Annotated in this window: 21 protein-coding genes and 1 tRNA gene; 15 read left to right on the top strand and 7 right to left on the bottom strand. The window is 39.9% G+C overall.

From position 1 onward, the window contains the following. The first annotated feature begins 325 nt into the window (after positions 1 to 325). Complete coding sequence (locus tag IPM48_04410) at positions 326 to 2,899, top strand: T9SS type A sorting domain-containing protein (GenBank protein ID MBK9270817.1); 2,574 nt, start codon at positions 326 to 328, stop codon at positions 2,897 to 2,899. Between the two features lie 338 nt (positions 2,900 to 3,237). Further along, entirely contained in the window at positions 3,238 to 4,401 is a 1,164-nt protein-coding gene (locus IPM48_04405) for a T9SS type A sorting domain-containing protein (GenBank protein MBK9270816.1), read from the top strand. Positions 4,402 to 4,595: 194 nt separating this feature from the next. Here the strand turns inward: IPM48_04405 and IPM48_04400 are convergent, their stop codons facing one another. Then, on the bottom strand, positions 4,596 to 6,890 hold the full coding sequence (locus tag IPM48_04400; GenBank protein ID MBK9270815.1) for a family 20 glycosylhydrolase: 2,295 nt from the start codon (positions 6,888 to 6,890) through the stop codon (positions 4,596 to 4,598). A gap of 142 nt (positions 6,891 to 7,032) precedes the next feature. Between IPM48_04400 and IPM48_04395 the strand changes: the two genes are divergently transcribed. The 6 genes from IPM48_04395 to IPM48_04370 all read left to right on the top strand — a co-directional run bounded on the left by IPM48_04395 (position 7,033) and on the right by IPM48_04370 (position 11,590). After that, a complete protein-coding gene (locus IPM48_04395) occupies positions 7,033 to 7,638 on the top strand; it encodes a hypothetical protein (protein MBK9270814.1) in 606 nt (201 codons plus the stop codon). 45 nt (positions 7,639 to 7,683) lie between these two features. Next, positions 7,684 to 8,541, top strand: coding sequence for a pantoate--beta-alanine ligase (locus IPM48_04390; protein ID MBK9270813.1), 858 nt, complete (start codon positions 7,684 to 7,686; stop codon positions 8,539 to 8,541). A 61-nt stretch (positions 8,542 to 8,602) separates the two neighbouring features. Continuing rightward, positions 8,603 to 8,956: an aspartate 1-decarboxylase gene (locus tag IPM48_04385; GenBank protein MBK9270812.1), complete on the top strand. Its 354-nt coding sequence runs from the start codon at positions 8,603 to 8,605 to the stop codon at positions 8,954 to 8,956. A 2-nt stretch (positions 8,957 to 8,958) separates the two neighbouring features. Next, positions 8,959 to 10,008, top strand: a complete 1,050-nt coding sequence (locus IPM48_04380) for a flippase-like domain-containing protein (GenBank protein MBK9270811.1) — start codon at positions 8,959 to 8,961, stop codon at positions 10,006 to 10,008. A gap of 19 nt (positions 10,009 to 10,027) precedes the next feature. After that, positions 10,028 to 10,828 carry a Nif3-like dinuclear metal center hexameric protein gene (locus IPM48_04375; GenBank protein MBK9270810.1) on the top strand — a complete coding sequence of 267 codons (801 nt, stop codon included), beginning with the start codon at positions 10,028 to 10,030 and terminating at the stop codon, positions 10,826 to 10,828. A 3-nt stretch (positions 10,829 to 10,831) separates the two neighbouring features. Beyond that, positions 10,832 to 11,590: a hypothetical protein gene (locus IPM48_04370; protein ID MBK9270809.1), complete on the top strand. Its 759-nt coding sequence runs from the start codon at positions 10,832 to 10,834 to the stop codon at positions 11,588 to 11,590. 19 nt (positions 11,591 to 11,609) lie between these two features. On the opposite strand, the gene IPM48_04365 is transcribed toward IPM48_04370, so the two are convergent. Continuing rightward, the gene (locus tag IPM48_04365) at positions 11,610 to 11,855 is read right to left on the bottom strand and encodes a 4a-hydroxytetrahydrobiopterin dehydratase (GenBank protein MBK9270808.1); all 246 of its coding nucleotides are present in this window, start codon (positions 11,853 to 11,855) and stop codon (positions 11,610 to 11,612) included. Between the two features lie 11 nt (positions 11,856 to 11,866). Beyond that, positions 11,867 to 12,919, bottom strand: coding sequence for a M42 family metallopeptidase (locus IPM48_04360; protein MBK9270807.1), 1,053 nt, complete (start codon positions 12,917 to 12,919; stop codon positions 11,867 to 11,869). A 143-nt stretch (positions 12,920 to 13,062) separates the two neighbouring features. On the opposite strand from IPM48_04360, the gene IPM48_04355 reads away from it, so the two are divergent. From IPM48_04355 to IPM48_04345, 3 genes are all read left to right on the top strand, one after another. Further along, positions 13,063 to 14,532: a hypothetical protein gene (locus tag IPM48_04355; protein ID MBK9270806.1), complete on the top strand. Its 1,470-nt coding sequence runs from the start codon at positions 13,063 to 13,065 to the stop codon at positions 14,530 to 14,532. A gap of 345 nt (positions 14,533 to 14,877) precedes the next feature. After that, positions 14,878 to 15,387 carry a hypothetical protein gene (locus tag IPM48_04350; GenBank protein ID MBK9270805.1) on the top strand — a complete coding sequence of 170 codons (510 nt, stop codon included), beginning with the start codon at positions 14,878 to 14,880 and terminating at the stop codon, positions 15,385 to 15,387. 30 nt (positions 15,388 to 15,417) lie between these two features. Then, complete coding sequence (locus IPM48_04345) at positions 15,418 to 18,006, top strand: T9SS type A sorting domain-containing protein (GenBank protein ID MBK9270804.1); 2,589 nt, start codon at positions 15,418 to 15,420, stop codon at positions 18,004 to 18,006. Between the two features lie 49 nt (positions 18,007 to 18,055). On the opposite strand, the gene xth is transcribed toward IPM48_04345, so the two are convergent. The 4 genes from xth to IPM48_04325 all read right to left on the bottom strand — a co-directional run bounded on the left by xth (position 18,056) and on the right by IPM48_04325 (position 21,062). Next, positions 18,056 to 18,832, bottom strand: a complete 777-nt coding sequence (xth, locus tag IPM48_04340; GenBank protein ID MBK9270803.1) for an exodeoxyribonuclease III — start codon at positions 18,830 to 18,832, stop codon at positions 18,056 to 18,058. Between the two features lie 58 nt (positions 18,833 to 18,890). After that, complete coding sequence (locus tag IPM48_04335) at positions 18,891 to 19,829, bottom strand: bifunctional hydroxymethylpyrimidine kinase/phosphomethylpyrimidine kinase (protein ID MBK9270802.1); 939 nt, start codon at positions 19,827 to 19,829, stop codon at positions 18,891 to 18,893. A gap of 58 nt (positions 19,830 to 19,887) precedes the next feature. Then, a tRNA-Asn gene (locus IPM48_04330) sits at positions 19,888 to 19,961 on the bottom strand. An 87-nt stretch (positions 19,962 to 20,048) separates the two neighbouring features. Further along, positions 20,049 to 21,062, bottom strand: a complete 1,014-nt coding sequence (locus IPM48_04325) for a T9SS type A sorting domain-containing protein (protein MBK9270801.1) — start codon at positions 21,060 to 21,062, stop codon at positions 20,049 to 20,051. Between the two features lie 103 nt (positions 21,063 to 21,165). Between IPM48_04325 and rsmA the strand changes: the two genes are divergently transcribed. The 4 genes from rsmA (at position 21,166) to IPM48_04305 (ending at position 25,949) form a co-directional block, all read left to right on the top strand. Beyond that, on the top strand, positions 21,166 to 21,939 hold the full coding sequence (gene rsmA / locus IPM48_04320; protein MBK9270800.1) for a ribosomal RNA small subunit methyltransferase A: 774 nt from the start codon (positions 21,166 to 21,168) through the stop codon (positions 21,937 to 21,939). 49 nt (positions 21,940 to 21,988) lie between these two features. After that, the gene (locus IPM48_04315) at positions 21,989 to 22,438 is read left to right on the top strand and encodes a GatB/YqeY domain-containing protein (GenBank protein ID MBK9270799.1); all 450 of its coding nucleotides are present in this window, start codon (positions 21,989 to 21,991) and stop codon (positions 22,436 to 22,438) included. Positions 22,439 to 22,540: 102 nt separating this feature from the next. Continuing rightward, complete coding sequence (locus tag IPM48_04310) at positions 22,541 to 24,571, top strand: oligopeptide transporter, OPT family (protein ID MBK9270798.1); 2,031 nt, start codon at positions 22,541 to 22,543, stop codon at positions 24,569 to 24,571. 400 nt (positions 24,572 to 24,971) lie between these two features. Beyond that, positions 24,972 to 25,949: a KpsF/GutQ family sugar-phosphate isomerase gene (locus IPM48_04305; protein MBK9270797.1), complete on the top strand. Its 978-nt coding sequence runs from the start codon at positions 24,972 to 24,974 to the stop codon at positions 25,947 to 25,949.

The raw sequence follows: 25,949 nt of genomic DNA, 5'->3' as shown, positions 1-25,949 counted from the left end.
ATTGAGTGGCAATAATATTCAAAATATAACTTTAGGCAATCCTAATTTATTACTAGCACATGATGATAATAAATATGTGTACTCATTGGTTGCAAAATTGACAAAATGATGTTATCTTTGACTTGTACTTTTGGATTTTCAAAATTCTGAGAAGTATCATTCCCATTCGATTTTTATAAATCCATTGCTTTTTTTACGGATCTTTTGCTACCTCAATTAAGTTGTAACCAACAAAAATGAAGAATATGTTTTCAAAAATTTCTTTCCCCGGACGGCTTAGAATTAATTCTCTAAGTAACAGGTTATCATATATATATATATATATATGATTTTCTTAATGTGTTGTTTCAATTCCTTTAATTTAAATGGACAGACCGGATTTGAGGGAGCCGATAATAATCCGGGCAACCAAAATCCATGCAACACTTCTTCTTATTCTTGCTCCCTCACGACATTCGACTTTACTTTTCAAGATGGACACCAAATTAGTTCTTCAGGAACTTTTTATCAAGGAAAGACGATAAAAGTTTTAGGTGAACTAATCATCGATCAAAGCACTACCTTTAGATGTTGTTTTTTTAGTTTTGGATCTGGGGCAAGTATTATTGTTAATTCTTCAGTAGGATTAACAATAAGCGATTCTGAATTAAGGTGTGGGTCATGGAACGGAATATTCGCAGGGTCCAATAATTTTGTTTCATTAAAGAACAATTACTTTAGCAACTTCACAACTGCCTTGATGTCTACAAATCCTTTTCATCTTACAGTTCAAGGAAATCATTTTATTAGCACGGGGTCATTAGGTACAATCACTGGAATAAGCTTAATGAATGTTAATTCCAATAGCATGCATCGATGCTTTATTGCAGAAAATTATTTTCAAAATTTGGAAAAAGGGATTGAAGCTTACAATTGTCAAAGCTTAGGTATTGGTTATTACTCATTCAATAATAATTTATTTTCATTTTGCAGATATGGCATTTATACCAATAAGAGTATTCTTTTTGTCAATAGGTCCATTTTTGAAGATTGTAGAAATGGTTTCAGGACAGCTTCAGGTGAAGATGTAAATGGGTCAATATTTTATGAAGGGGTTATAGATGATCCATCACAGTATTCATTTAATAGATGTTTGTATGGCGCTGAAGTACTTAAACATACGCTTAAGATTTCAAAAAGTCATTTTAATGATTGTCGTTTTGGGGTTAGGGCTATTTTTCATTCTGAAATAGCTCTAAATGAAAATAAGTATATAAATACAATTGATTATACTCAGAATCTTGTTAACCAAAGTGACTTTGTTTCAGTAGATATATCCAATACCAAATTAGTAAAAAATATTGTCGAAAGAAACAAGAGCGGAACCGGTTTTTTTGCATTCGGTACCATGAGACTGTCATTGCTTGACAAAAATGAATTTAAATGCAATAGTCTATGTATTAATAGGTCACAAGAACCTCGAAACTTTATTATTGACAATAAATTTGAAGGATATAGTACTGATCTGCTTTTAAATAAAGGTGGAAATGACATCCATGATAATACATTTACAGGAGATAATTCAGATTTTGAATATGCTCTTAGAATAAATCAGGGATTTAATAATAAATTGTGCAATAACGTCTTCAATGGTCAAAACACTATTTCAAATGGTCGAATTGGGTTAAACTTTAGAGTAGGGAATAATGCTGCTCAAATGGGGATTAACACGTTTAAAAACTGGACTAACAGAGGATTGTTAATTGATAAATCTGATATTGGCAGACAGTATCATTTAGGAAATATTTGGGAGAATAACAATACTACAAGTGCTGAATGCATTGGTGATCCAGATAAATCGCTTTTTTATGTAAATCCCTCTATTAATTCATCCCACCTGCCAGCGACAAGAATACCTACAAGTGGCTGGTTTTTTTCTGAAAATCAGAACGTAAGATCTTGTCCACGATCCATTGTTCCTGCTTTGGCAGAAGAATTGACTGACATCGATGTATTGGAAATTGGAGGTCAATATCAGTCAACCGAATTAAATAACTGGTTGCAGACCATAGCGACTTGGAGTAAAATAGATGCAAATCCAGATTTATTATCTGACCCTGAAGTTGAAGATTATTATAATTCAAAACTTGAAACCAACGTAGAGTACATTTCTAAGCGAGACCAATTGATTTATGAATCTAAGAATCATCCTTCTTTTGAATATTTTTTGGACAGCTTATATGATCAACTAGTAGTTCTCCACGAATTAATAGCAGATATCAATGAACAACTTCAAGCTGGTCCGAACCAAGACCTTGAAACCCAAAAGTTAATTTTTGCAAATGAGTATGATTCTATATTGTTAAATATCACTTATCATTCAGATAGTCTGGAAAATTACAGAGAACATAAGTTAAATGAGGCATTGGATTATAACCAATTAATTTCTACTACCGAAACATTTGATGAGTATGAGCAATGGATCAATCAAAGGATTATAAGTAAAATGTTGGATGCAGACTTTGTATTAAGTTCATCAGATTATGCAGAAGTTCTGGACATCGCTTATTTATGTTATGATACTTATGGATCTCCTGTACTCAGGGCGGTACAATTATTGGATAGAGAGGATATAACTTTGGATCTATTGGAAGATCATTGTCCCCTTCCAATCACTAAAAGTAAAGATATAATTGATTCTACTCAGAAGTATGCCATAAGCTATATGCCTGAAAAAGTGGTAGTAGAAGATAAGGATGGAACAATTTCTTCTATTATTCTCATTGATATGCTAGGTAGGATAATCTATAAAGTTAATTCCAATGAATTGAATACTGTAGATGTTCCTAAAGGTGTTTATATATTGGAAGTGCAAAGTAGAGAAAAGACCAGTAGCTATACTACGAAGATAATTTTATAATTCTATCCAGCCAGATTGGCCAATCTAGTTTGATTGGCCAATTTATTTTAATACCTATAATGAAAAAGTTAATACTATTCTATTGCATTTTTTCTCAAGCTTTGTTTTCACAGAAATTCGATAATACTTGGATTCTTGGTTATTGCAGAGAATGTGATGGAAGACCGTGGGGTAATACCACTATTAATTTTACAAGCGGGTATTTAGATACTTCCTATTCTATGAGAAATGTAGAATTTGGCAGAGCATCGATCTCAGTCAGTGACCCATTCACGGGAGAATTGCTTATGTTTAGCGAAGGCTGTAGATTGTACGATTCAAAAAATAGGGTAATTAAAATGGGGGATACTTTAAATCCTGGCCAAACTTATAATTTAGATTGTCCTGAATTTGGGTTTTCTTTTCCTAAAAATGGTTGCTTTTTGGAGGATTACAAGGATAAAAACCGATTAATCCTTTTGCATTTAAGTGATACTATGGCCGGATTAAGAGGATGGTTTACGAATAAACTTTATATGACTACTTTAGAATATAGGCAGGGTGAATGGCAAATTACAGAATTGAGAAAAATGCTTTATGATCAATTTATATTTAGAAGATCATTTGAGGTGGTTAAGCATGCCAATGGATTGGATTATTGGATTTTACTGACCAATTATAATTCAGATAGTTTAATTACGTTTTTGTTTCGATCGGGAGAGGTAACAGGTCCTTTTTATCAAGATATCGATATCCCAACCGGGGAATATGACTGGGGATCAAACTCTGTGTTCAGTCCTGACGGTAGTAAGTACATTAGAGTGGATATCCGCTCAGGCTTGACAATCTATGAGTTTGACCGAAAGGAAGGTCGGGTAAGTAACAAGAAATATTACCCAAGTTGGATACCAAGCGATCAAGTGAATAATTTACAGTTATTAGAATTATCTGTCTCAGCTAGTTCTAAGTTTCTTTATGTATCTAGTCCCATACATTTGTGGCAAATGGATCTTAGCGCCGAAGATGTGGGTGCTACAAGAATATTAATTGATACATTTGATGGATTTGCATCACCTTTTGGTACTACATTTTATAGACATCAGTTAGCACCTGATGGTAAAATTTATATGAATTGTACCAATAGTGATAATTACTTTCACATCATTCATAAACCGGATTTAGAAGGACAAGAATGTATGTTTAAACAACATGATTTTGAACTACCCACATACAATGCTTTCACCATGCCTTATTTCCCGAATTACCGATTAGGCCCGCTAAGTGACACCAATGATCATTCAATGAATTTTGAGTTTTCATTATATCCCAATCCTGTAACTGATGCACTATATGTCCTTAAACCGGTTCAATCAAAATTGAAAATTTACAATCAACTTTCAAAATTGGTGATGGAAACCTATGATTGGAGAATAGATGTGGGTCATTTTGGAGCAGGAATGTATTATGTAGTGGTAGAAAATGAATTGCTGAATAATAAAGTTTTACGGTTCTTAAAGCTATAAAAATTTAAATTTTTAACAGTATGGATTTGCCATTCTTGATCCCTGCGAATACACAAACATATCTTGATATAATGGTTTAATTGATCTCCTATACCTAATGGTATATTTTAGATGGTATAAAGAACTATATGCTAAATTGGGTAAATTGTGACATCCTAAAGTAATGACTAATTGCTTTTTAACTTAATTAAGACTTACTCCACCCTAATCTCCCCCACAAACAACCAGGCCTTGTGTCCTGCACCGGGAAGACCTTCAGCGATGCGTCCTGCATTTTTGGCAACAATCCTGAGGTATCTGGATTTAGTTTTTTGTTTTAATGCAATCTCCTGAAGGATGATTTTTTTAGGACTTAAAGGGACTTGCACTTTTTGGATCTGATCGTATTGCTTACCATCCTGAGAACTGTAAACAAGGATTTCTTCGGGCGCATAAATCCAGGAATCATTGGCCTGATAAAATTGAATAGAAATATTTTGAATGTCTTTTTCCGTACCCAGATCTATATCTGCTTCAAGATCATCAGCTTCAAAGCCCATCCATTCTGAACCACCAAATTTATGGGAAGGAGCAGAAAATCCGTTGACCAGACATTGTGCTCCAGATCCCGGATATTTTGCAGAAGGATTGTATTTTAATTGGATACTTTTTCCAGCCGCAAGATGCTTTTGGAAATGAAGCCGCAGAGCCCTGCCCAGGGTTTTATCAGGCAACTGATACCAAGCCCCAAATTCTAAATCTTTTTCCAAAAGGAAAGAATCTGAAACAGGATATTCCTGTACGATTCCTTCGTCCGGTTTTTCAGATTCCAGCAGTATGCGACCATCGACTGGTGGTTTGACAAAAGTGAATTTAACCCCATCGGAAGCCGTCGATGTCTGATACGCCAAATCGAGGTAGGCGTTGCAAAATCCGAATTTATTTTTCTTAAACCAATTGCTGTGTTGCGCCAGCCTTTCCACAAAATTTTTATAGTCCAACGCATTCGATTCTGACCACAAAATCTCGGCCAATGCAATCGCTCTTGGAAAGGCCATGTACTGTAAATGCTCTTCACCTGGAATGTATTCCGTCCATAAATTGCCCTGCGCACCCAATACAAATCTCCGCTCATCGGATTTTAATTCTTCCGGGATTGGCTTGAAGCCATAGACCTTTTCCAGACTGGTATAACCACCAATGGCAAGAGGTTCTTTGGAAGATTCTGACTGATAGTGGTCAAAATAACAATGGGATCCCGGACACATAATCACCTCGTGTTTGAGTTTTGCGGCCTCAATACCGCCTTTCGTACCTCTCCAGGACATGACCGTTGCATTTGGAGCCAAACCTCCTTCCATGATCTCATCCCATCCGATGAGTTTTTTACCACGGTTGAATAAATAAATACCCACCTGCTCTATAAAATAGCTTTGAAGTTCGTCTTCTGATTTCAGTCCCTGTCTTTTTCGGATGGACTGACAGTTGGAACAAGCTTTCCAACGATCCTTGGGTACTTCGTCTCCACCTACATGGAAGTATTTACCCGGAAAAAGATCACAGACCTCGCCGAGCACCTCTTTCACAAACCAGAGTGCAGTATCCTTGGTACAAAACACATCTTTGAATACTCCCCAATGAGATGCCACATGATAGGGCCCACCCGTACATCCAAATTCCGGATAGGCAGCCAATGCAGCAGAAGAATGTCCCGGCATTTCAATTTCAGGAATGATTTCAATATGTCTTTCTTTGGCGTATTGGATGATTTCTTTGATTTCTTCCTGGGTATAATACGAGCCGTAATCTTCTTGGTCTTTTTGATCTTTTGCATCATGTGCATGACCCAAGGCAGTACCCTTTCTGTAAGCCCCGACTTCAGTTAATTTAGGAAATTTTTTTATTTCTATCCTCCATCCCTGGTCATCGGTGAGATGCCAGTGGAAGTAATTCATTTTGTACCTGGCCAATAAATCCAGATATCTTTTGACCGCAGCCACCGGAAAAAAATGTCTGGCTACATCGAGATGCATTCCTCTGTATCCGAAAACTGGTTCATCTTCAATCGAAATAAATGGAAGTGTTTTTTCAGTTTGATTGGAAGACTCCAACAGCTGGATTAATGTTTGTAAAGCATAGAACACTCCTTTGGGTCCATTGGCGGCCACGAGGATTCCATTTTTTGTGACCGTGAAGGAGTAATAATCGTTTTGATTTTCCTGATTCACCAGCTGAAACACAAGGGATTTGTTTTTTGCAAATTCTGGTTTTTGTTGCTCTGTGATCTGGTATTTATCAAGTCCCAACGCGCTTGCATATTGAAGGGCCAGATTTTTAATTTCAATATTTTTCTTTGGTATCACAATGGTCTGGATGTCGCGAACGGTCACCTGTCCGCCCGCCATTTTGATGGACTTTGGCTTAGGAATGATGGATGGAATGCTTTGCCCAAACAGGGTGAATACAAACAGACTACAAATTAAAAATAAAGTAGATTTAATATTCTTCATCATCAGGTTTTGAAACGCCTCAAAAGGCAACTGTGGATAAACAGATACAAACGGAACTCGGCTTATTTTGTTATAAGTTTCCCCATAAAATTAATGGTCTCCAAATATTTATACCTTTGCTTTTCAATTTCGATGCCATATTATGTTTACCATCCATATTTATCTTAAGTTTTTTCTGATTGCTTTGTTTTTAATCGGAGGGACTGTACTTGCTTTCACCCTTGGCTTTTGGTATGCCTTTCCTCTGATTTTAATTGGTTTGGTATTGCTGGTCAGTTACCTTCTGCTCGGCACCATCCAATCTGCTGCTCAGATGATGCAAACCATGGATTTTGATGCATGTGAGAAAAGATTGAATCTGACCTTCAGTCCTAAATTATTGTACGTGACCAATCGCGCCTATTATTTTCTCATCAAAGGGTCAATGGACATGCAAAGAGACCGCGTGGCAGAAGCCGAACAGTGGTTTAATCAGGCGCTTGCATTGAAGCTTCCCACCGACAATGAGAAAGCCATGATTCTGATACAGATGATCAATATCCACATCCAGAAAAATCGGTGGACCCAGGCAAACAATACCTACCGGGAATTCAAAAAACTAAATTATTCCAAAGAACTTTTCAAGGATCAGGTCAAAATGATTGATCAGGTGATGTCGCAGCAAGGTAAGGTAAAGTCTATGGGACAAATGGACCAGAGAATGATGTTTAGACCCGGCGGCAAAAGAAGGATGCCCAGAATGAGGTAAGTTCGATTCTTTTGCCAATCATTGCTGTACAAATTGATTATTTGAATGATCATTGCTGAAACAACAGAGGACTTGCAAAAAGTGACCAATGGCTGGAAGGCAGAAGGACATCGAATTGCATTTGTGCCTACCATGGGAGCACTCCACAAAGGCCATCTCAGTTTGGTCAGTGCGGCCAAATCAGCAGGGCGAATTCCGATCGTCAGCATTTTTATCAATCCCAGCCAATTTAACAACAAAGAGGATTTTCAGAGATACCCAAGGATGGTTTCTCAGGACATCGAATTGCTGACCAAATCCAATTGCGCCCTTGTTTTTATTCCTTCCGTAGAGGAAGTTTATCCCGATGATTTTGTACCATTTTCAGGACTTGATTTGGATGGATTGGATTTGGTCATGGAAGGAATATTTAGGCCCGGACATTTTGAAGGAATGTTGCAAGTTGTCAAAAGATTATTGGACCTGGTGCAACCGGATGAACTCTACATGGGTCAAAAGGATTTCCAACAGCATACCCTGGTCAGGCACATGATTCAGAAACTCAATTTGCCGGTCCGGCTGATCATAGGCCCCACTTTAAGAGAATCCGATGGTCTGGCGATGAGTTCCAGAAACATGAGACTTACACCAGAATTTAGAGCAAAAGCACCCGTCATTTTTCAGGCATTGAAGAGATTAATGAAAATCAATGGAACCAAGGACCTTCCAAATGCAATAAAAAGAGCCATTCAAATGATAGAAGACAAGGGCTTGAGGGTAGAGTATTTGGAGATCGTCGATGCTTACAATCTAGAGAAGGTGTCTGATCCAAATTCACATTCTTATATTGTGGCTTGTGTAGCCTGTTGGGCGGGCGACATTCGACTGATCGATAATGTTGTGCTAAAAGGACCCGAACAATGAACCTTTTGGATGGATTTTGACTTAACATAATCGTTTCAATCAGATTAAATAACTTTGTGCCATGCTATTGCAGTTTTTCAAATCAAAAATTCACCGAGCGACTGTCACGCAGGCCAATCTTCATTATGTGGGCAGCATCACCATCGACGAAACCCTCATGGAGGCAGCCAATCTTTACGAAGGCGAAAAAGTCCAGATTGTAAACAACAACAATGGGGAGCGATTTGAAACCTATGTTATCAAAGGTGAAAAGGGTTCGGGCATGGTTTGTCTCAATGGGGCAGCCGCACGCAAAGCGGAAATAGGAGACATTATTATCGTCATCTCCTATGCCATCATGACCCCTGAGGAAGCCAAGAACTTCCACCCCATTTCTATTTTTGTAGATGACAAGAACCAGATCAAAGAACTTTGATTTTGGCCCCTTTTCTTAAAAAATTTGTACAATTTCTTTTTTTTCTGGCACTTGGCGTTGCCATTTTGTGGTGGTTGTATCAAAAACAGGATGAATCCTACAAAGCCTATTGTCAGCTCAACAATATAGCTTCTGCCGATTGCATCCTTTGGAAAAAGCTCTTGAACGATCTGGTGGAAATCAGATGGGTTTTTGTGGTGGTCGTTTTTATTGCATTTTATCTAAGCAACTATTTCAGGGCGCTCAGATGGTTGCTTATCTTCGAGCCCCTTGGTTATAAACCACATAAAATAAACACCGTTGGGACCATCCTCGTCTCCTACTTTGCCAATCTTGGTTTTCCCCGCAGCGGAGAATTCGTAAGGGCTGCCATGATTAGCCGTTATGAGCGGATACCCATCGACAAATCACTGGGAACTGTTTTTATTGACCGGGTCCTGGATTTAATTGCCATGGCCCTGATCATTGTACTCACTGTTTTGACCCAAATACCAGCCTTCAAATCACTGTATGACGCTCATTTGGCATCCGTTCCGGTGTATCAAAAACTGGTTTTGCCCATCCTTGGCCTGTTGATGAGTCTGCTCATATTTTTGACGAGACATCAATGGAAAAATTGGCCGCTGATCAGGGATATAAAGCACAAGGTCAAAGGCTTTTACGAAGGGGTCTCGTCGGTTAAAAAAATCAAAGAGCCAAAGGCATTTTTCTTTTATACGTTTATGATTTGGTTTTGGTTTTATGTGATGCTGTTTGCTGCCATGCAGGCTTTCGAACCCACATCGCATCTATCCTTTGGGGCAGGCCTTGTGGTTTATGTTTTTGGTTCTTTGGGGATGCTGATTCCTACCCCTGGCGGAATTGGCAGTTATCATTATTTGGTCATGCTGAGTCTTGCCTATTATCAAATTGATCAGGTGAATGCTTTTTCATTTGCCAATATTTCATTCTTTTGTGCACAGTTTGCCACCAATCTTGTGCTGGGTATAACGGCATTGATTATTATGTATTTTTACAATAGAAACAGAAGAAGGGAAATGACCAGACGATAACAGATCCAATGTAAAAGAAATGAATCAGGCAATTTTGATAAAAGATCTCTGCGAATTTTTAGAAAGCATTGCACCCCTGCATTTGCAGGAATCCTACGACAACTGCGGATTGCTTACAGGAAGTCGTGAAGCGATGGTCACCGGAGTGCTGTGCAGTCTGGATTGCACCGAAGAGGTCCTGCTGGAAGCTGAAAAAATGCAGTGCAATGTAGTGGTTTGTCATCATCCGGTTATATTCAAAGGAATCAAGTCTTTGACGGGTGAAGACTATGTGCAGCGTACCATCATTTTAGCCATTCAAAAAGGAATCGCCATCTACGCGATTCACACCAACCTGGACAATGTGCTGAAATCAGGGGTCAATCAAAAAATAGCCCAAAAAATTGGTCTTACAGATCTTCGCATTCTCAAACCAAGTTTTGAAAATACAGGAGACATTGGCGCCGGAGTTCTGGGAAATTTCAGGACTCCTGTGTTGTTGTTCGATTTATTAAAACACCTCAAGTTGCAATTTCAGACAGGGGTGATTCGCTACACCCGGGATCTGGGCAAACCCATCGAAAAAGTGGCTGTGTGCGGTGGGTCGGGTTCGTTTTTGACCAAAGAGGCCATTCGTCAGTCAGCAGAGGTGCTGATTTCTGCAGATTTCAAATACCATGATTTCTTTGATGCAGACCAAAAAATAGTGCTCATTGACATAGGACACTATGAGAGTGAGCAATATACCATTGAATTATTAAAAGATCGGATTTCTGAGAATTTTTCTAACTTTGCGGCCCATTGTACAAAAGTCATTACAAATCCAATTAAATACTTCTGATTTATGGCAAAAACTGCACCAGTCTCCGAAGTTCCGATAGGGATCAAATTAAAACAGTTGTTTGAGTTGCAAATTGTTGATTCTGAGATAGATCAAATAAAAATATTAAAAGGTGAGCTCCCTATGATTGTCAGTGATCTGGAAGACGAAATTTCAGGTCTTACTGTAAAAATCAATAAAATGTCTTCCTCTTTGAGCGAACTTGAGAAAGAGGTTGCCAACCATAAAGCCAATGTAAAAGCGTCCGAAGATGCCATCAAAAAATATGAGAAGCAGCTTGACAGCGTTAAAAACAACAGGGAATACGAAGCCCTGAACAAAGAAATTAATTTGCAAAGGCTTGAGATACAGCTCTCTGATAAAAAAATGAAAGAATCTGCGGATCAGCTGAAGGCAAAGAAGCTCGCGATTGATGGGGTGAAAGAAAAGTTCGACCAAAAAGAGAAGGAACTGGAAGAAAAGAAAGCGGAGCTGGAAAAAATATTGGAAAAAACAGACAAAGAAGAAAATACCCTCAGGAACAAAGCGGATAAGCTCAGAAAAAAAATTGAAACAAGGTTGCTTCACGCTTATGATACCATCAGACATCGATATCGCAATGGTCTTTCAGTGGTCATGGTCAAAAGAAATGCCTGTGGAGGATGTTTTAATCAAATTCCACCCCAGGTACAACTCGAGATTGGTCTTCGCAAGAAAATAATCGCCTGTGAACACTGCGGTCGGGTGCTGGTAGATGACTTAATCATGGAATTGGAAGGATAGAAACAGAGCATCCCTCACCCTATTTTTTGTATTTTTCGAAAACTCTGGTAATTAGCTCAGCTAGCTTGCGGTCCCTTTCAGTAATGGTATTACCCGCATCATGGGTGTACAGCTGGATGCTCACTTTATTGAAACTATTGGACCAATTGGGGTGATGATTCATCCTTTCTGCCTTTAGCGCAATCTCATTGATAAATCCCATGGCTTCTGCAAAATCCTTGAAGATGAATTCGCAGGAAAGTCGATTGTTTTCTTCTAACCACATCGTTTTTATTTTTAATGTTGAGCGTGATTCCAATCCATTGATTCGATTTCAGGTATGGCTGCTAGAACCAGATCGATGGATGCTTGCACATCGGCCTGATGCACCATTTCTATGACCTGGTGTATGTGTCTGGTAGGTATGGAAACTGCGCCTGCAATGCATCCACCACCGGCCATTTGAATGGAGGCAGTATCCGTGCCACCCTTCTGCAAAATTTCAGCCTGCCACTTTATCTTGTGTTTGGTAGCAGTTTCTTTCAACAATCGAACCATTCGATAATCACATAGCACGCTGTGGTCCATAATTTTGATGCCGACACCCTGCCCAAGCCGACTCACCATTTCATGGGATTGAGCACCAGGCACATCAAACGCGATGGTGGTATCGATGTTTATAGCAAGGTCTGGAGCCAGTTTATGAGCCACTGTTTTGGCACCGCGCAATCCTACTTCCTCCTGCACCGTGAAAACAGCCAATACATTCAAATCTGGATTTCTACGCTTTATCTCCTGAAAAATCTTGAGAAGAATAAAAACTGAAATTCGGTTGTCCAGGGATTTTGCATTGATGCAGGGTCCCATTTGGATCAGTTCTCTTTCCCTGGTGATTGGGTCTCCGACCTGAATGAGTTTCTTTACCTCTTCAGCAGGAAGTCCGGTATCAATAAAGTAATCTTTGACCTGTGGTGCTTTCGTTCTCTCCTCAGCAGTCATCAGATGGATGGGCTTAGAACCCATTACGCCAATTACATCTTTTTTTCCATGGATGGTTACCCTTTGCGCAGTCAGAGTCTTTGCATCGAAACCTCCAAGGGGAACAAATCTGATAAAGCCATCCTCATCAATGTGCTGAACCATAAATCCAATTTCATCCAGGTGCGCAGAAAGCATCAGTTTTTTATGGTTTCTGCCCTGGTGAAAAGCAATTAGATTTCCCATTGGGTCAATTTCGATCCGGTCTGCAATGTTCTCAAGTTGGCTCTTAATATAATTTCTTATGGCCGACTCGTAGCCGGGGACACCGGGGAGTGCGCAAATCTTACGCAGAGTTTCTATTCCTTCCATGGATCAACTATCTTGTACAAAGGTAATTGACAAACTGATTTGATCCTTTCAAAATTGAGTTTGAGCATTGGCTTAGAATTTAAAATTTTGAAGAATCAAGCCATTTAAAATGATGATATTTACGCTTTTAAGAAATCAAACAATTGTCAGTTATCCGATCATTGGCCAAGGAAACGCTCATCTACGGTTTGAGTTATTCATTGGGTAGAGTCATCAATTTTTTATTGATTACTTCCTATTTGACCTATCGGGTATTTGTATCGGAGGATGGTTACTTTTCCATTTACCAGGAACTTTATTTTTACGTGGGACTTTTTTTGGGATTGCTGACCCTTCGAATGGAAACCAGCTATTTTCGATTTGTTACGGATGATCGCTACAGTGAGATTATTTATCCAATCGCCTCCAGATTGGTTTGGCTTTGTTCAGCAATTTTTTTACTGATTGTTTTTTTGGCGAAAAATCAGATTTTGGCATGGATGAAGTATGAAGATAATCTTGATGCACATCTGATGATAGCCTCCTTCATTCTTGTGATGGATGTTTTAATTTCCTTGCCATTTGCAAAAATAAGATATGATAAGAGACCACTCCGATATGCTTGGATTAAATTGACAGGCTTAATGATCAATGTTGTTCTGGTTTTAATTTTCTTTGAAGGAATACCTCTGCTGAATGAAGAATTTAATCTTCATCATTTATCAAGCGAGCAAAAATTATTTTACGTTTTATTTGCCAATTTGTTGGCCTCGTTGATGACATTGATTTTACTATATAAAGAAATTTCAGAAGCCTTTGCTCCAGTGAGGGAATGGAGTTTGGTGAAAACCTTGATACAATTTGCATGGCCGCTTGTCGTGGTCACCTTTTCATTCATCATCATTCAAAGTGGGTACACCAGTTATCTCAAATATTTACTTTCTGATGATGCAAAATCAAATTTGGTGGCAAGTGATTCGCTCAATGCAGCTTTTCGTTTGGCTGTAATCATGAATTTGTTTTTAACAGCTTTTAATTATGCAGCAGAACCCTTCTTTTTCAGACAAGCTAAGAAGCAAGATGGAAAAAAGCATTTTGCCGATTTGTCCCTGGCTTTTGTATTCAGTTGTTGTGTAATTTACTTATTTACCACTGCCAATTTGAGTTTGGTTTCCCAATTGTTGGGACCCAATTACAGAAATGCACTGCATCTGGTACCCATTTTATTGATGGCCAATATCTTTTCGGGGATGTATTACAATCTTTCTGCCTGGAATAAGTTAACGGACCAAACCCTCTTAGCAGCCGGAATTTCATTTTCAGGTTTGATATTAAATACTATTTTGTATTTCCTATGGTTGCCCATCTATGGATTAGATGCTTCAGCCTGGATCATGTGCCTGGTGTATTTTTGGATGTGTGCCTGGTCCTATTTTCAAGGTCAGAAACATTATCCCATTCCTTACAGATTGTTGCCCATGTTTTTAAGCCTGGCATTTGCAGGAGGCATGTCATGGTTTTTTTTAAGCGATTATTTTGGCAATCTCCGGATGAATTTACTGCTGGGAAATACAATTGCCTTGTTATTTGTTGTTTTTTCAATCCGCTGGTTTCGCCGATTGACCCAGCCATAGGGATCCTGAAATAAGATTTACCTTTTATAGTAATATATATCGCACTCCAAATGTGCTTGAAGAAATCAACCATTCACTTTTTAATCGCAAATAAATGAATGTGAAGGCACCCCTTTCATTTCCTCAAAAAACAGAAAGCCAAGGATGACTAAGCTCAAAAATAAAGGCATCCAGCCATCATTTTTCTTTTGAGCATGGATTGATCTGAACCCCTCAGAATAAAAAATTGGAAAATTCTTTTCAAATATTCGTAAGATTTTTGGCAAGATTATTAACTTAGCCCCCGATTTAATCCAAATCATCAAATCCCTGGATCGATTTAAACAATAGCTACAAGCCTCATATATGAATTTAAAACATAGAATATTTGAATCTATCAGAGTTAGCAAACTTGGATTTTTGACAATTGGTCTGGGAATTCTGGTTTCGATGAGCCAGCTCATGTCTGGTTTAAACCACTTCTGTTGCAATTCGAAGAACAAACCCAAGGGTTTTAAAGTGTTGGAATCTTATCAGAAAAAACTTACACCGGGGCAACCCAATCTGCCGGTGGCCCATGAATATTTTTTTAAAATTCTGGTGCAGCACAATGATTTGCGATTTGATTCTTTGTGGGTGAACAAAGTAAAACTCGCCACCCATGTAGCCAGAACGAAAGCTGCGGTGTCGGACAATCCCGTTCAATTTGGTAAAGGAGACACGATTACGGTCAGAGCGAGTCATCTTCAAAAAAACGATGAAGCCAAAATGGCGGCCTTTCCGATTAAAGCCGATGCAGAGGCTGTTTTGTCCTACTATTACAAGAACAAGAGGAAATATCTCGCCATAAAATCCATTCAAAAAAACATGCAGTAATTTTTTTCATACAAACAAAACCATACAGAGATGAAAATTAAATTTACCTTATTTATTTTAGCTGTGATAAGCTTCTGGACCTTATCAGGTCAGAAATGGGCAGCCAATCTTCCCGAAAATGCAAGCTATGATGAAGTAGTGAAAGCATTTGATGAATATTGGAAAGACAGACCCAAAGAAAAAGGCAAAGGTTACAAACAGTTTAAAAGATGGGAATATTATTGGTCCACCCGTTTGGATGAAAACAGGAGGCCCATGTCTCCGCTCAAAGCTCATGAAGAGACAAAAAATTTCTATGAAAGATATCACCAAACAAGCAAAGAAAATCCAGCCCCCGCCAATTGGAGATTTTTTGGACCAACCTCCACTCCGGGAGGATATGAGGGTTTGGGCAGATTAAATTGCATTGCATTTCACCCTACCAACAACAATACCTATTGGGTAGGATCACCTGCGGGTGGATTGTGGAAGACCACCAACAACGGACAGACATGGACCACCAACACGGATTATCTACCTGTTATTGGGGTTAGCGACATCGCTGTTGATCCAACCAATCCGGACATTCTTTATATTGCAACTGGAGATGGTGATTTAGCTTCTGGTCCAAACAGTGATTTTGATGGGGGAGGAGATACCAAAAGCATTGGGGTTTTGAAAACCACCAACGGTGGTCAAAACTGGTCCTTTACCGGATTGACCTGGACCGTGAGTGAAAGAAAAACCATTCGAAGGTTGTGGATTAATCCCAATGACCCTAGAACCCTAGTAGCCGCCAGTTCGGATGGCATTTGGCGCACGACCAATGCAGGAGCCAACTGGACGAGAACGCAAACTGGTCATTTTATGGACATTGAGCAAAAGCCAAATGTATCCACCATACTATATGCCACCACTTATGAGCCCAAAGGAGGAGCTGGCATTTGGGTGTCAAGCAACGGAGGGATCACCTGGATCAATAAAGCTACTGTACCGGGTGTCAGCAGAATCAAACTGGCTGTTTCCAAGAGTCTCCCCAATTTGGTGGATGCGATTGGAGTCAACGTCGATGATGGAATGGATGGCTTGTATTATTCAGAAAACAGCGGTGAAACCTGGCAAAGATATTTCACTTCTGACGCGAGTAGCAACCTATTGCACCCTTCCCACAACGCATCTGGCGAAGGAGGTCAGGGCAATTATGATCTGGCTTATGCCATCAATCCCAACAATCCGGATGAAATCTTATTGGGTGGAGTCAATACCTGGAAATCAACGGATGCAGGATCTACTTGGTTTCTCAACAGTCATTGGAGTCCCGATGCAGGCGGTAATCCAAATAATGTTCAAGTGGTCCACGCCGACAAACATTTTATTGCTTATCATCCAAGGGTTAACAATCTGGTCTTTGAATGCAATGATGGTGGTTTGTACTCATCTACCAATGCCGGAGACAGATGGGTGGATAAATCCAATGGTTTGGGCATTAGTCAGATCTACAGAATTGCAGTATCCCAGACACGCAATAACCATTTGATCATTGGGATGCAGGACAACGGCTCACGAGGTCACAACAACAATCAATGGTACTTTGCTACAGGTGGTGATGGAATGGACTGCGCAGTTGATTATACCAATCCCAATATTCAATATGGATGTTATGTGAATGGAGTTATTTACAGGACCGACGATAGCTGGTCGAATCAGGATGCTGTAAAAGTGATCAGTAATAATATTCCCGGACAAAAAAACGGGGCATGGTTGACCCCGATTGCGATTGATCCACAGCGACCCAATATCATTTATGCTGCCTATGACGATGTTTGGGCTTCGACAGACCGTGGAGACTCCTGGTTTCGGATCTCTTTTAATTTGACAGGTGGAGTTCCTTTGACTGCAATGGCTATTGCCCCCTCCAATCCAAATTTCATTTATGTAGCAACAAGAGATGCCTTGGTTGCTACCACCAATGCAGGTCAAAACTGGACTCTGATTGCACAATCGCCCAATTCTCCTATCAATTATATTGCAGTGGATCCTTCTGATCCCAACAGAGTTTATATCGCTCTTGGTGGATACAACGCCAGTGAAAAAGTGTTTGTTACTCCCGACGGAGGCAGAAACTGGGTCAATTATACATTTGGATTACCCAACGTACCGGTCAATTGCATTATCTACGAAAAAGGTTCCAATGAAGGACTTTATGTTGGTACAGACATTGGAGTCTTTTATACCGATGGTTCCAAAAACGATTGGGAGCCTTTCCAAAATGGATTGCCCAATGTGATAGTCGCTGATTTGGATATTTCCTATCAGGACAAAAAAATATGGGCTGGCACATACGGTCGAGGAGTTTGGAGTTCTAATTTATATTCAGCTGTTAGTACCAAAGACCAGGTAAGGACAGATTTCAAAATTTACCCCGTACCAGGGAATGGTGATTTCAATATTGAGTTGCCACAAGATGTAAGTGCATCAAGTTTTGAATTGATCGACCTAAATGGAAGAAAGCAAATTTTCAATCGGCAACTTTTGGGTAGCGCTCGATTTGACATCCAAACCAATGCTCCTTGTGGTGTATATGCTGCAAGAATCAACACCAACAAGGGAATTTTTCAACAAAAAATCATTATCCAATAGGGAAATAGTAGAAAGAAATAAAAGACGCATTAAATGCCATAAAACATATCTAGAAGGAAAAATTGTACAGGCCTTCTATCGGGCAATGGTCTGAAAATCGGATGTCACGGTAATGTTTGTAATCTTTGACCAATTGTCCGTGTGGTTTGCTGATAGATTGATAATCGATGCGCCATCCCTTGTTTTTTTGATAGGAACCCGCTCGATAGGACCACCATGAAAATTCCTGACTGTCTGGATACTTACATCTGAAAGAGTCCTCAAAAAGTTCATTGTACCAGGCGTCCAGCCAGGCTCTTTCCTCTGGTCGGTATCCGCTGGGATTGTCTTTGCGCGTGGGATTGTGAATGTCCAGTGCAAGATGCACAATGTTGTAATCACCTACCAAAATGAGTTTTTTCCTTTCATAAAGTAATGTTTTGATCCACGGATAAAAATCCTGAAGAAACTTCATTTTGAAAGCATGCCGTTCTTCGCTGACCGAGCCGGAAGGAAAATAGCAATTGAGTATCGTCCATTCACCAAAATCCAATCTCAATATCCTTCCTTCGCGGTCGTATTCTTCCATGCCACAACCTGCAATCACTTTATCAGGAGTTTCTTTGCTCAAAATAAGAACACCGCTATAGCCTTTTTTCTCGGCACAATGCCAATACGCCTTGTAGCCCAAAGAAAAATACATATCTGGATCAGCATAAGACTGATCCATCTTAGTTTCCTGAAAACAAACCAAATCAAAAGAATGCAATTTCAAAAATTCGTTGAGACCTTTTTGGGTGGCAGACCTCAAGCCATTCACGTTGTAGGAAAGAATGCTTTTTGTCATGATGGCTGAAAATTAGAGAAAATTTCAGACACAGTATTTTTAAATAAATCAGATAATGCTAGACCTTATTAATTGGTAGCTCATTTACATCAAAAGAACTGAGCATTTCAAATTGTCGAATTCTTTGGTGAATTTCCTCCTGACTCAAATTCCTCAATTTCTGCAGACTAAAATCTTCCACACAGAAAGAAGCCATGGTGGAACCATAGATGAGTGAGGTTTTCAAATTTTTAAAACTGATTTCTCCGGTTCGGGCGAGATAACCAATCATACCTCCCGCAAAACTATCACCGGCTCCTGTAGGATCTACAACATCGGCCATTGGCATACCAGGGGCAAAAAAGACCTGATCCTTGTAAAACAACAAAGCACCATGTTCTCCCTTTTTAATGACAAGGTATTCAGGACCCATTTCATGAATCTTTTGCGCAGCCCTGACCAATGACCTTTCTCCGGAAAGCTGACGAGCTTCTTCATCATTGATGGTCAGGACATTCACCTTCTTTAAGACCTCCAATAATTCAGGCATGGCGATGTCCATCCAAAAATTCATCGTGTCCAGAATAATTACTTTCTGGCTGCCATCGAGTTGATTGAGAACTGACATTTGAACCGCCGGGGTTAGGTTACCCAACATGATATACTGACTGGAAACATAAGAGACTGGAAGCACAGGATTAAATTCTGCCAACACATTCAGATCGGTCACCAAAGTATCCCGGTTGTTCATATCAGCATGGTACTTCCCTGCCCAGAAAAAGGAATCCATATCTGTTCTTCTGACCAAACCTTCCATAGAAATACCCCTTTGTTCCAATGCAACCACCTCGTGTTCCGGAAAATCCCTTCCAACAATGGATACCAGATGAATGGGTGAATACCAGTAAGATGCTGCCCAACTAATGTAAGTACAGGCTCCACCAATGACTTTATCCGCTTTTCCAAAAGGTGTTTCGATGCTGTCAAAGGCCATGGTGCCTACGGTTAAAATGCTCATGATAAGGTTTTTGCATTAAAAAAGCCTTGCTCGAAAGCAAGGCTTAAAGTATATGTTGCGCCCCTTCTTGGGCTCGAACCAAGGACCTGCGGATTAACAGTCCGACGCTCTAACCAACTGAGCTAAAGAGGCGTATCGAGAAATGGTGTGCAAAGATATAAACCTCTTGAAAAGTTGGGTCCTAAATCCTTTAATTTTTTTCTAGGATGCTTTGTTTACCTACTTTAATACAAAAGATTTCATTCCCCATCTTTTTTCTTTGGATACAATTTGAACAAGGTAAACACCTGAAGGCCAATTCTGTACAGTGAAGGTTTGATGGGCTTGGGTCATTTGTTTTTCGACCATCTTCTTACCTTCAGGACTTATGATGGCCATTGTTGATCCCATAGTAAGTTCTTCAGGAATAGAAATATATAACAAGTCGGTTACAGGATTTGGACTTATACCAATCTCAATACCTGCAGTTTCATTGGTGGCAGCTATGGGAGGCGCAGTCAGATAATATGCGGTGGTGTCGTTGGTGATATCACCGCCAAATTCAAGCTCAGATGCACTGTAAACCACTACCGGAGCGCTATATCCGGGAGAAAGAAATCTAAATTCGTGCAGGGTTACGCTGCCTTCAGGCACATTGTTGACATAAAACTGGATCGTGGACCTGTATGCCAGTTTGATGCAGTCGTATGTGCCATTGGTGGTTTTCATTCTACCCCAGGCTTCTGCTCTGCAAAAAATTTCGATTTCTCCGCGGAATAAGTCTTCTTCGATTTTAAAATGGTACGTGCAGGTATCTCCAAATGAATCGCCATACATCAAAGGGTATTCCACCTGGGTGAGTGGACTGTTGAGCACAGTTGGAGCTTCATCAAAATAATTTGATTCACCCAATAATTCTAATCTTGCAGAAGAGTGTCTGAAAACTTCAAAATATGCAGAGCTGTCACTGCCATAACGGATGGCCAATGTTCCCGCCGGATAAAATTCTTTTTTGGGCATATTATCCAGACTGACCACCCAGGCAGTATCAGGAGTTTGAATGATGATGTCTGAGGGGGTAATGTTCCAATTTAAATCTGTACCCACAGACTCCATGTCAATCGGGGTGATGTAATCTTCGTCCAAAATCCTTGAAATTAACCTTTGACCTATTTCAGGATGGGAGATGTAAATAGGCTGAGCCATCAAACCATAAGCGCAGCACAACATTGAAAGCAGTAAAAATCTTTTCATAAGGGAATATTTAATTTTATCACAAGGTATGTCATTCTTTTGAAAACTAAACCTACTTTTGGCGTTTTAACAAGGACTTAAGATCTGAAAGGACTCAGTTTATATTCCAGCATTGAAAGCCAAAAAATCATACGGACAGCATTTTCTGACAGATCAGGAGGTAATTCTGAAAATTGCAAATTTGGTTCTCAATTGTGGAAACGAAAGTGTATTGGAAATTGGTCCGGGCAAGGCCGCGATTACAAAACATTTGTTGGATAAAATTTCTGATTTCAGGGCTGTAGACTCTGACAGGGATATGTTCGAATTTCTTGTTAGAAAATATCCCAATCACAAAGATGTATTTATCCATTCTGATTTTTTGAAAATGGATTTGAATCCACTTTTTTCAGCAAATCAATTTGTAATTTTTGGAAATTTTCCATACAATATTTCTTCACAGATTGTTTTTAAAATGCTCGAATGCAGGGAGAGAGTACCTATTTTACTCGGTATGTTTCAAAAAGAAATGGCCATGCGGATCGTGGCAACTGAAGGAACCAAAGACTATGGAATTCTATCTGTACTTTCTTCTCTAAATTATAAAAGTGAAATATTATTTGATATTGCTCCAACCTCTTTCAATCCGCCCCCCAAGGTGATGTCTTCATTTATTCAGATGGTCAGAAAAGATTTGTTACCCGAACATTTGATCTTTCGCAAAGTACATCGATTGGTAAAAACAGCTTTCCAGTTTAGAAGAAAGACTTTAAGAAATAATTTAAAGTCGATACCGGGAAGTTCAGAATTGCTGAAAAACGACTATTACAACCAGAGACCGGAACAAATCAGTCCAGAAGAATACCTTAGACTTGCTGCTCTCTTTTATCCGGATTAAACCAATTCTGATTATAATTAGTTATTCTGCCATAAATTCAAATCAAAACATGGGTTTTCAGGATCAAATAAACAATGACCTCAAGGAGGCCATGAAGGCTAAAGATGAAAAAGCATTGAGGTCTATCCGTGCCATCAAAGCTGCAATATTGTTGGCAAATACAGATGGCAGCGGTCATGAAATGAATGAAGAGCGGGGTCTGCAGATCGTCACCAAACTCGTCAAACAGCGCAAGGAATCTCTCGAAATATATGAAAAGCAGGGTCGGGAAGATCTGGCTCAAACAGAAAGAGAAGAAATTGAAGTGTTATCAAGGTATTTGCCGACCCAAATGTCTGAGTCAGAGCTTCGTCAAGCCATTGAAAAAATCATCTCAGAAGTTGGTGCAAAAGGGCCGGCGGACATGGGCAAAGTAATGGGCACTGCTTCCAAGCAATTGGCCGGTAGGGCGGATGGAAAAGTGATGTCTGCAATGGTGAAAGAATTGCTAGCAAATTGATATAAAGGAGTTTATACATCCTTTTCTGATTCAATCCATGATTTTTATACAAAATTTCAGCTTTGGTTTACCTTTAAGCTTTAAACAAACAAACAAAGCTTTATGGAAAATCAACCAGCTTCCACATTCAAGCCTTATGTGGATCCCAATGTATCCGTTCCTGAGTTTACGATAAAAGCCATCATCCTGGGTATTCTCTTTGGAATACTCTTTGGTGCGTCCACCGTGTATCTGGCACTTAAAGCGGGGCTCACTGTGTCGGCATCAATTCCAATTGCTGTATTGGCTATTTCATTGGGAAAGCGGTTTTTAGGTACCACCATTCTTGAAAATAATATTATCCAAACCACTGGTTCTGCTGGAGAATCCATTGCTGCGGGTGTTGTCTTTACCTTACCTGCTTTTCTTTTTCTGACCGATAAAGAAGTGGGTGATTCCTATTTTAATTATTGGACAATATTTACCCTTGCCACTTTCGGTGGAATCCTGGGTACATTGATGATGATCCCTCTCCGTCGATCTCTGATTGTAAAAGAACACGACACTCTTCCTTATCCGGAAGGTACCGCCTGCGGACAAGTATTGATAGCAGGAGAAAAGGGAGGTGATTTTGCCAAAAGTGCATACTATGGCCTCGGTTTTGCGATGTTGTATGCCATTCTCCAAAAGATTTTTCATGTGATTGCTGAGTTGCCAAAATGGGGCACGGAACAGGTCAATAAATTTTTTCCATCAGCGGTGGTAAGCAGTGAAATCACCCCAGAATACATGGGAGTTGGTTACATCATCGGACCAAGGATAGCGGGAGTTTTGGTGGCCGGAGGAGTTTTGGCTTCCTTGGGATTAATTCCCCTACTGGCCTATCTGGTTCATCCAGACATTATTGCGGCACAATTGGCCAAACTTAATTTGCTGGATCCTGCCTTGCCAAGTGCGAGATTTGGTTGGGATCCTGTGACCCATACCTTTGGAGAAACTGCCGATGCGGTGTACAGAGCCTATATCCGTCAAATAGGGGCAGGTGCAGTGGCCGCTGGTGGTTTCATTACCTTAATAAAGACCATTCCTACCATTGTGTCTTCCTTCAAAGACAGTCTTGGATCCATGAAAGAAAAATCAACGGCTGCGGTGAGTCGTACAGAGCAGGATTTATCATTTAAAGTAGTTTTATTTGGTTCCTTGGCCCTTATATTGTTGTTGGCCATTCTACCCCAGGTACCGGGTACTTCTATCGTCAGTAAATTATTGCTGGGTGTACTTGTGATTGTATTCGGATTCTTTTTTGTGACCGTTTCCAGTAGGATTGTAGGGATTATCGGATCCAGCAACAACCCCATATCTGGCATGACAATCGCAACCATCATGGGTACTGCCCTTGTTTTTATTGCAGTGGGATGGACCGGACAAGTGTACGAACCCATGGCCCTGGTCATCGGTGGAATGATCTGTATTGCCGCCGCCAACGCAGGAGCAACTTCACAGGATTTGAAAACCGGTTATCTCGTTGGTGCCACTCCCAAATACCAGCAATTGGCCTTGTTTATTGGGGCAATTTTTTCTTCACTTGTAATTGGTTTTACCGTCAAATACCTGGATACACCCACCGCTGATATGGTGTCCAAAGGAATTAACCATGCCATTGGCGAGAAATATGCAGCACCTCAGGCTACTTTGATGGCTACCCTGATCAAAGGATTGTTGTCTTTTAATTTGGACTGGGTGTTCGTATTGTGTGGTGTTTTTATTGCCATCGTATTGGAACTTTGTCAGGTCAAAGCGCTGTCCTTTGCGGTAGGTTTGTACCTACCTCTTTCCACCACCCTCCCGATTTTTATTGGAGGAGTGATCAAAGGTATTGTGGACTGGAGAGCCAAGAAAAAAAATAAGAAAGAAGAGGATTCCGAATTGGGAAAGGGCAGCTTATTTGCCACTGGATTGGTGGCTGGAGGCGCTCTGGCCGGAGTTGTGGTTGCATTGTTGACCGTGGACGAAGGCATTGCAGCTGCCATCGCCCGATACAGCGCAGAACATGGATTGACTCAGGCCCTTGGGACAGGAGGATATTATTTATTGGGAGTATGCTTTTTTGTTGGAATGGCTTACACCTTGTATCGAATAGCCACCAAGGATTGAGCCCAAATCACTGCATTTAAAGCATCATGTAGCAATTAAGCCGATTTAGAGGATAAGATTATATTTCACATTCAAATTCTTTTGTAGAAAATTGATTTGATCAATAGTAGGAAGGAGAATTTATGCAGTTAATAGATCTTCCTTTGGAACTGAAAAATGGTATTGATTCCACTTAGCCGGATAAGCTTTTAAATGATCTGGACTATTGCGTGCATTATGAACACCAATCTTTTGGATGAATGTTTTCAATAATTTCTAAACCCTAAGGTAAAAGTCCAATCGTTCATAACGAGGGAACTGGATTAAAACCAAAAAAGAAAAACATCGCTCCAAGCCTGGATACCACACGATTGAGATTCTCTTCTGAGCGGGTTTAGGCAGTTTTGTCTAACTTTGGGCCATGCTATCCAATGATCAAAAGGAAGAAATCATTCGTCTGGCAAGCGATTGCATAAGAATTGAGAGCAAGGCTGTACATGATTTATTGGATCAACTGAATGATGCATTTGTTGGTGCCGTCCATTTGATTTTTCAATCCAAAGGAAGATTGGTGATTACAGGAATAGGAAAAAGTGCCATCGTTGGACAAAAAATTGTTGCCACCATGAATTCAACTGGAACTCCTTCCCTTTTTATGCATGCCGCTGACGCCATTCACGGAGATCTGGGAATGATTCAATCAGAGGATGTGGTAATTTGTTTGTCAAAAAGTGGAGAAACCACTGAAATCAAAGCCCTGGTACCATTGATTAAAGCGAGGAATATCCAGCTAATTTCAATTACCGCACATTCTAATTCTTATTTGGCTTTACAATCTGACCATTGTTTATTGACTCCCATAAGTCAGGAGGCAGAACCCAATAATTTAGCACCAACTGCCAGCACAACGGCTCAAATGGCAATGGGAGATGCATTGGCTGTTGGTCTTTTGTCCTTGCGGGGATTCAGCCCGGAAGATTTTGCAAAATATCATCCCGGAGGAGCTTTGGGCAAACAACTTTATCTCAGGGTGAGTGATTTTTATTTGCAGCACAAAACACCGAAAGTTTCTCCCGATGACACAGTTCAAAAAGTATTAATCACAATCAGTTCAGGGAGAATGGGTGCCACGGCCGTCGTCGATCACGATGGACTTTTGATGGGAATAATTACAGATGGAGATTTGAGAAGATTTTTTGAAAAATCAGGAGATATTTTGAGATCAAAAGCCTCAGATCTGATGAATCATCATCCTAAATGCATCGAACCTGATGAATTGGCAGTACAGGCATTTCGCTTGATGCAGGATCATTCAATCTCACAATTAATCGTGAGCAATGAAAATAAATACTTAGGCATGGTGCACATCCATGACCTGATCAAGGAAGGTATTGTATAA

Source organism: Saprospiraceae bacterium (genome assembly GCA_016715965.1).
GTDB lineage: Bacteria > Bacteroidota > Bacteroidia > Chitinophagales > Saprospiraceae > Vicinibacter.
The sequence above is the reverse complement of the archived record's forward strand: the minus strand, read 5'-3'. Positions and strand labels throughout refer to the sequence as shown.

What these genes read in the sequence shown, in the direction of transcription:
- IPM48_04410 (MBK9270817.1), top strand. Translation starts at nt 326, where the DNA reads ATGATTTTCTTAATGTGTTGTTTCAATTCCTTTAATTTAAATGGACAG.
- IPM48_04405 (MBK9270816.1), top strand. Translation starts at nt 3,238, where the DNA reads ATGGGGGATACTTTAAATCCTGGCCAAACTTATAATTTAGATTGTCCT.
- IPM48_04400 (MBK9270815.1), bottom strand. Translation starts at nt 6,890, where the DNA reads ATGAAGAATATTAAATCTACTTTATTTTTAATTTGTAGTCTGTTTGTA.
- IPM48_04395 (MBK9270814.1), top strand. Translation starts at nt 7,033, where the DNA reads ATGTTTACCATCCATATTTATCTTAAGTTTTTTCTGATTGCTTTGTTT.
- IPM48_04390 (MBK9270813.1), top strand. Translation starts at nt 7,684, where the DNA reads ATGATCATTGCTGAAACAACAGAGGACTTGCAAAAAGTGACCAATGGC.
- IPM48_04385 (MBK9270812.1), top strand. Translation starts at nt 8,603, where the DNA reads ATGCTATTGCAGTTTTTCAAATCAAAAATTCACCGAGCGACTGTCACG.
- IPM48_04375 (MBK9270810.1), top strand. Translation starts at nt 10,028, where the DNA reads ATGAATCAGGCAATTTTGATAAAAGATCTCTGCGAATTTTTAGAAAGC.
- IPM48_04370 (MBK9270809.1), top strand. Translation starts at nt 10,832, where the DNA reads ATGGCAAAAACTGCACCAGTCTCCGAAGTTCCGATAGGGATCAAATTA.
- IPM48_04365 (MBK9270808.1), bottom strand. Translation starts at nt 11,855, where the DNA reads ATGTGGTTAGAAGAAAACAATCGACTTTCCTGCGAATTCATCTTCAAG.
- IPM48_04360 (MBK9270807.1), bottom strand. Translation starts at nt 12,919, where the DNA reads ATGGAAGGAATAGAAACTCTGCGTAAGATTTGCGCACTCCCCGGTGTC.
- IPM48_04350 (MBK9270805.1), top strand. Translation starts at nt 14,878, where the DNA reads ATGAATTTAAAACATAGAATATTTGAATCTATCAGAGTTAGCAAACTT.
- IPM48_04345 (MBK9270804.1), top strand. Translation starts at nt 15,418, where the DNA reads ATGAAAATTAAATTTACCTTATTTATTTTAGCTGTGATAAGCTTCTGG.
- xth (MBK9270803.1), bottom strand. Translation starts at nt 18,832, where the DNA reads ATGACAAAAAGCATTCTTTCCTACAACGTGAATGGCTTGAGGTCTGCC.
- IPM48_04335 (MBK9270802.1), bottom strand. Translation starts at nt 19,829, where the DNA reads ATGAGCATTTTAACCGTAGGCACCATGGCCTTTGACAGCATCGAAACA.
- IPM48_04325 (MBK9270801.1), bottom strand. Translation starts at nt 21,062, where the DNA reads ATGAAAAGATTTTTACTGCTTTCAATGTTGTGCTGCGCTTATGGTTTG.
- IPM48_04315 (MBK9270799.1), top strand. Translation starts at nt 21,989, where the DNA reads ATGGGTTTTCAGGATCAAATAAACAATGACCTCAAGGAGGCCATGAAG.
- IPM48_04310 (MBK9270798.1), top strand. Translation starts at nt 22,541, where the DNA reads ATGGAAAATCAACCAGCTTCCACATTCAAGCCTTATGTGGATCCCAAT.
- IPM48_04305 (MBK9270797.1), top strand. Translation starts at nt 24,972, where the DNA reads ATGCTATCCAATGATCAAAAGGAAGAAATCATTCGTCTGGCAAGCGAT.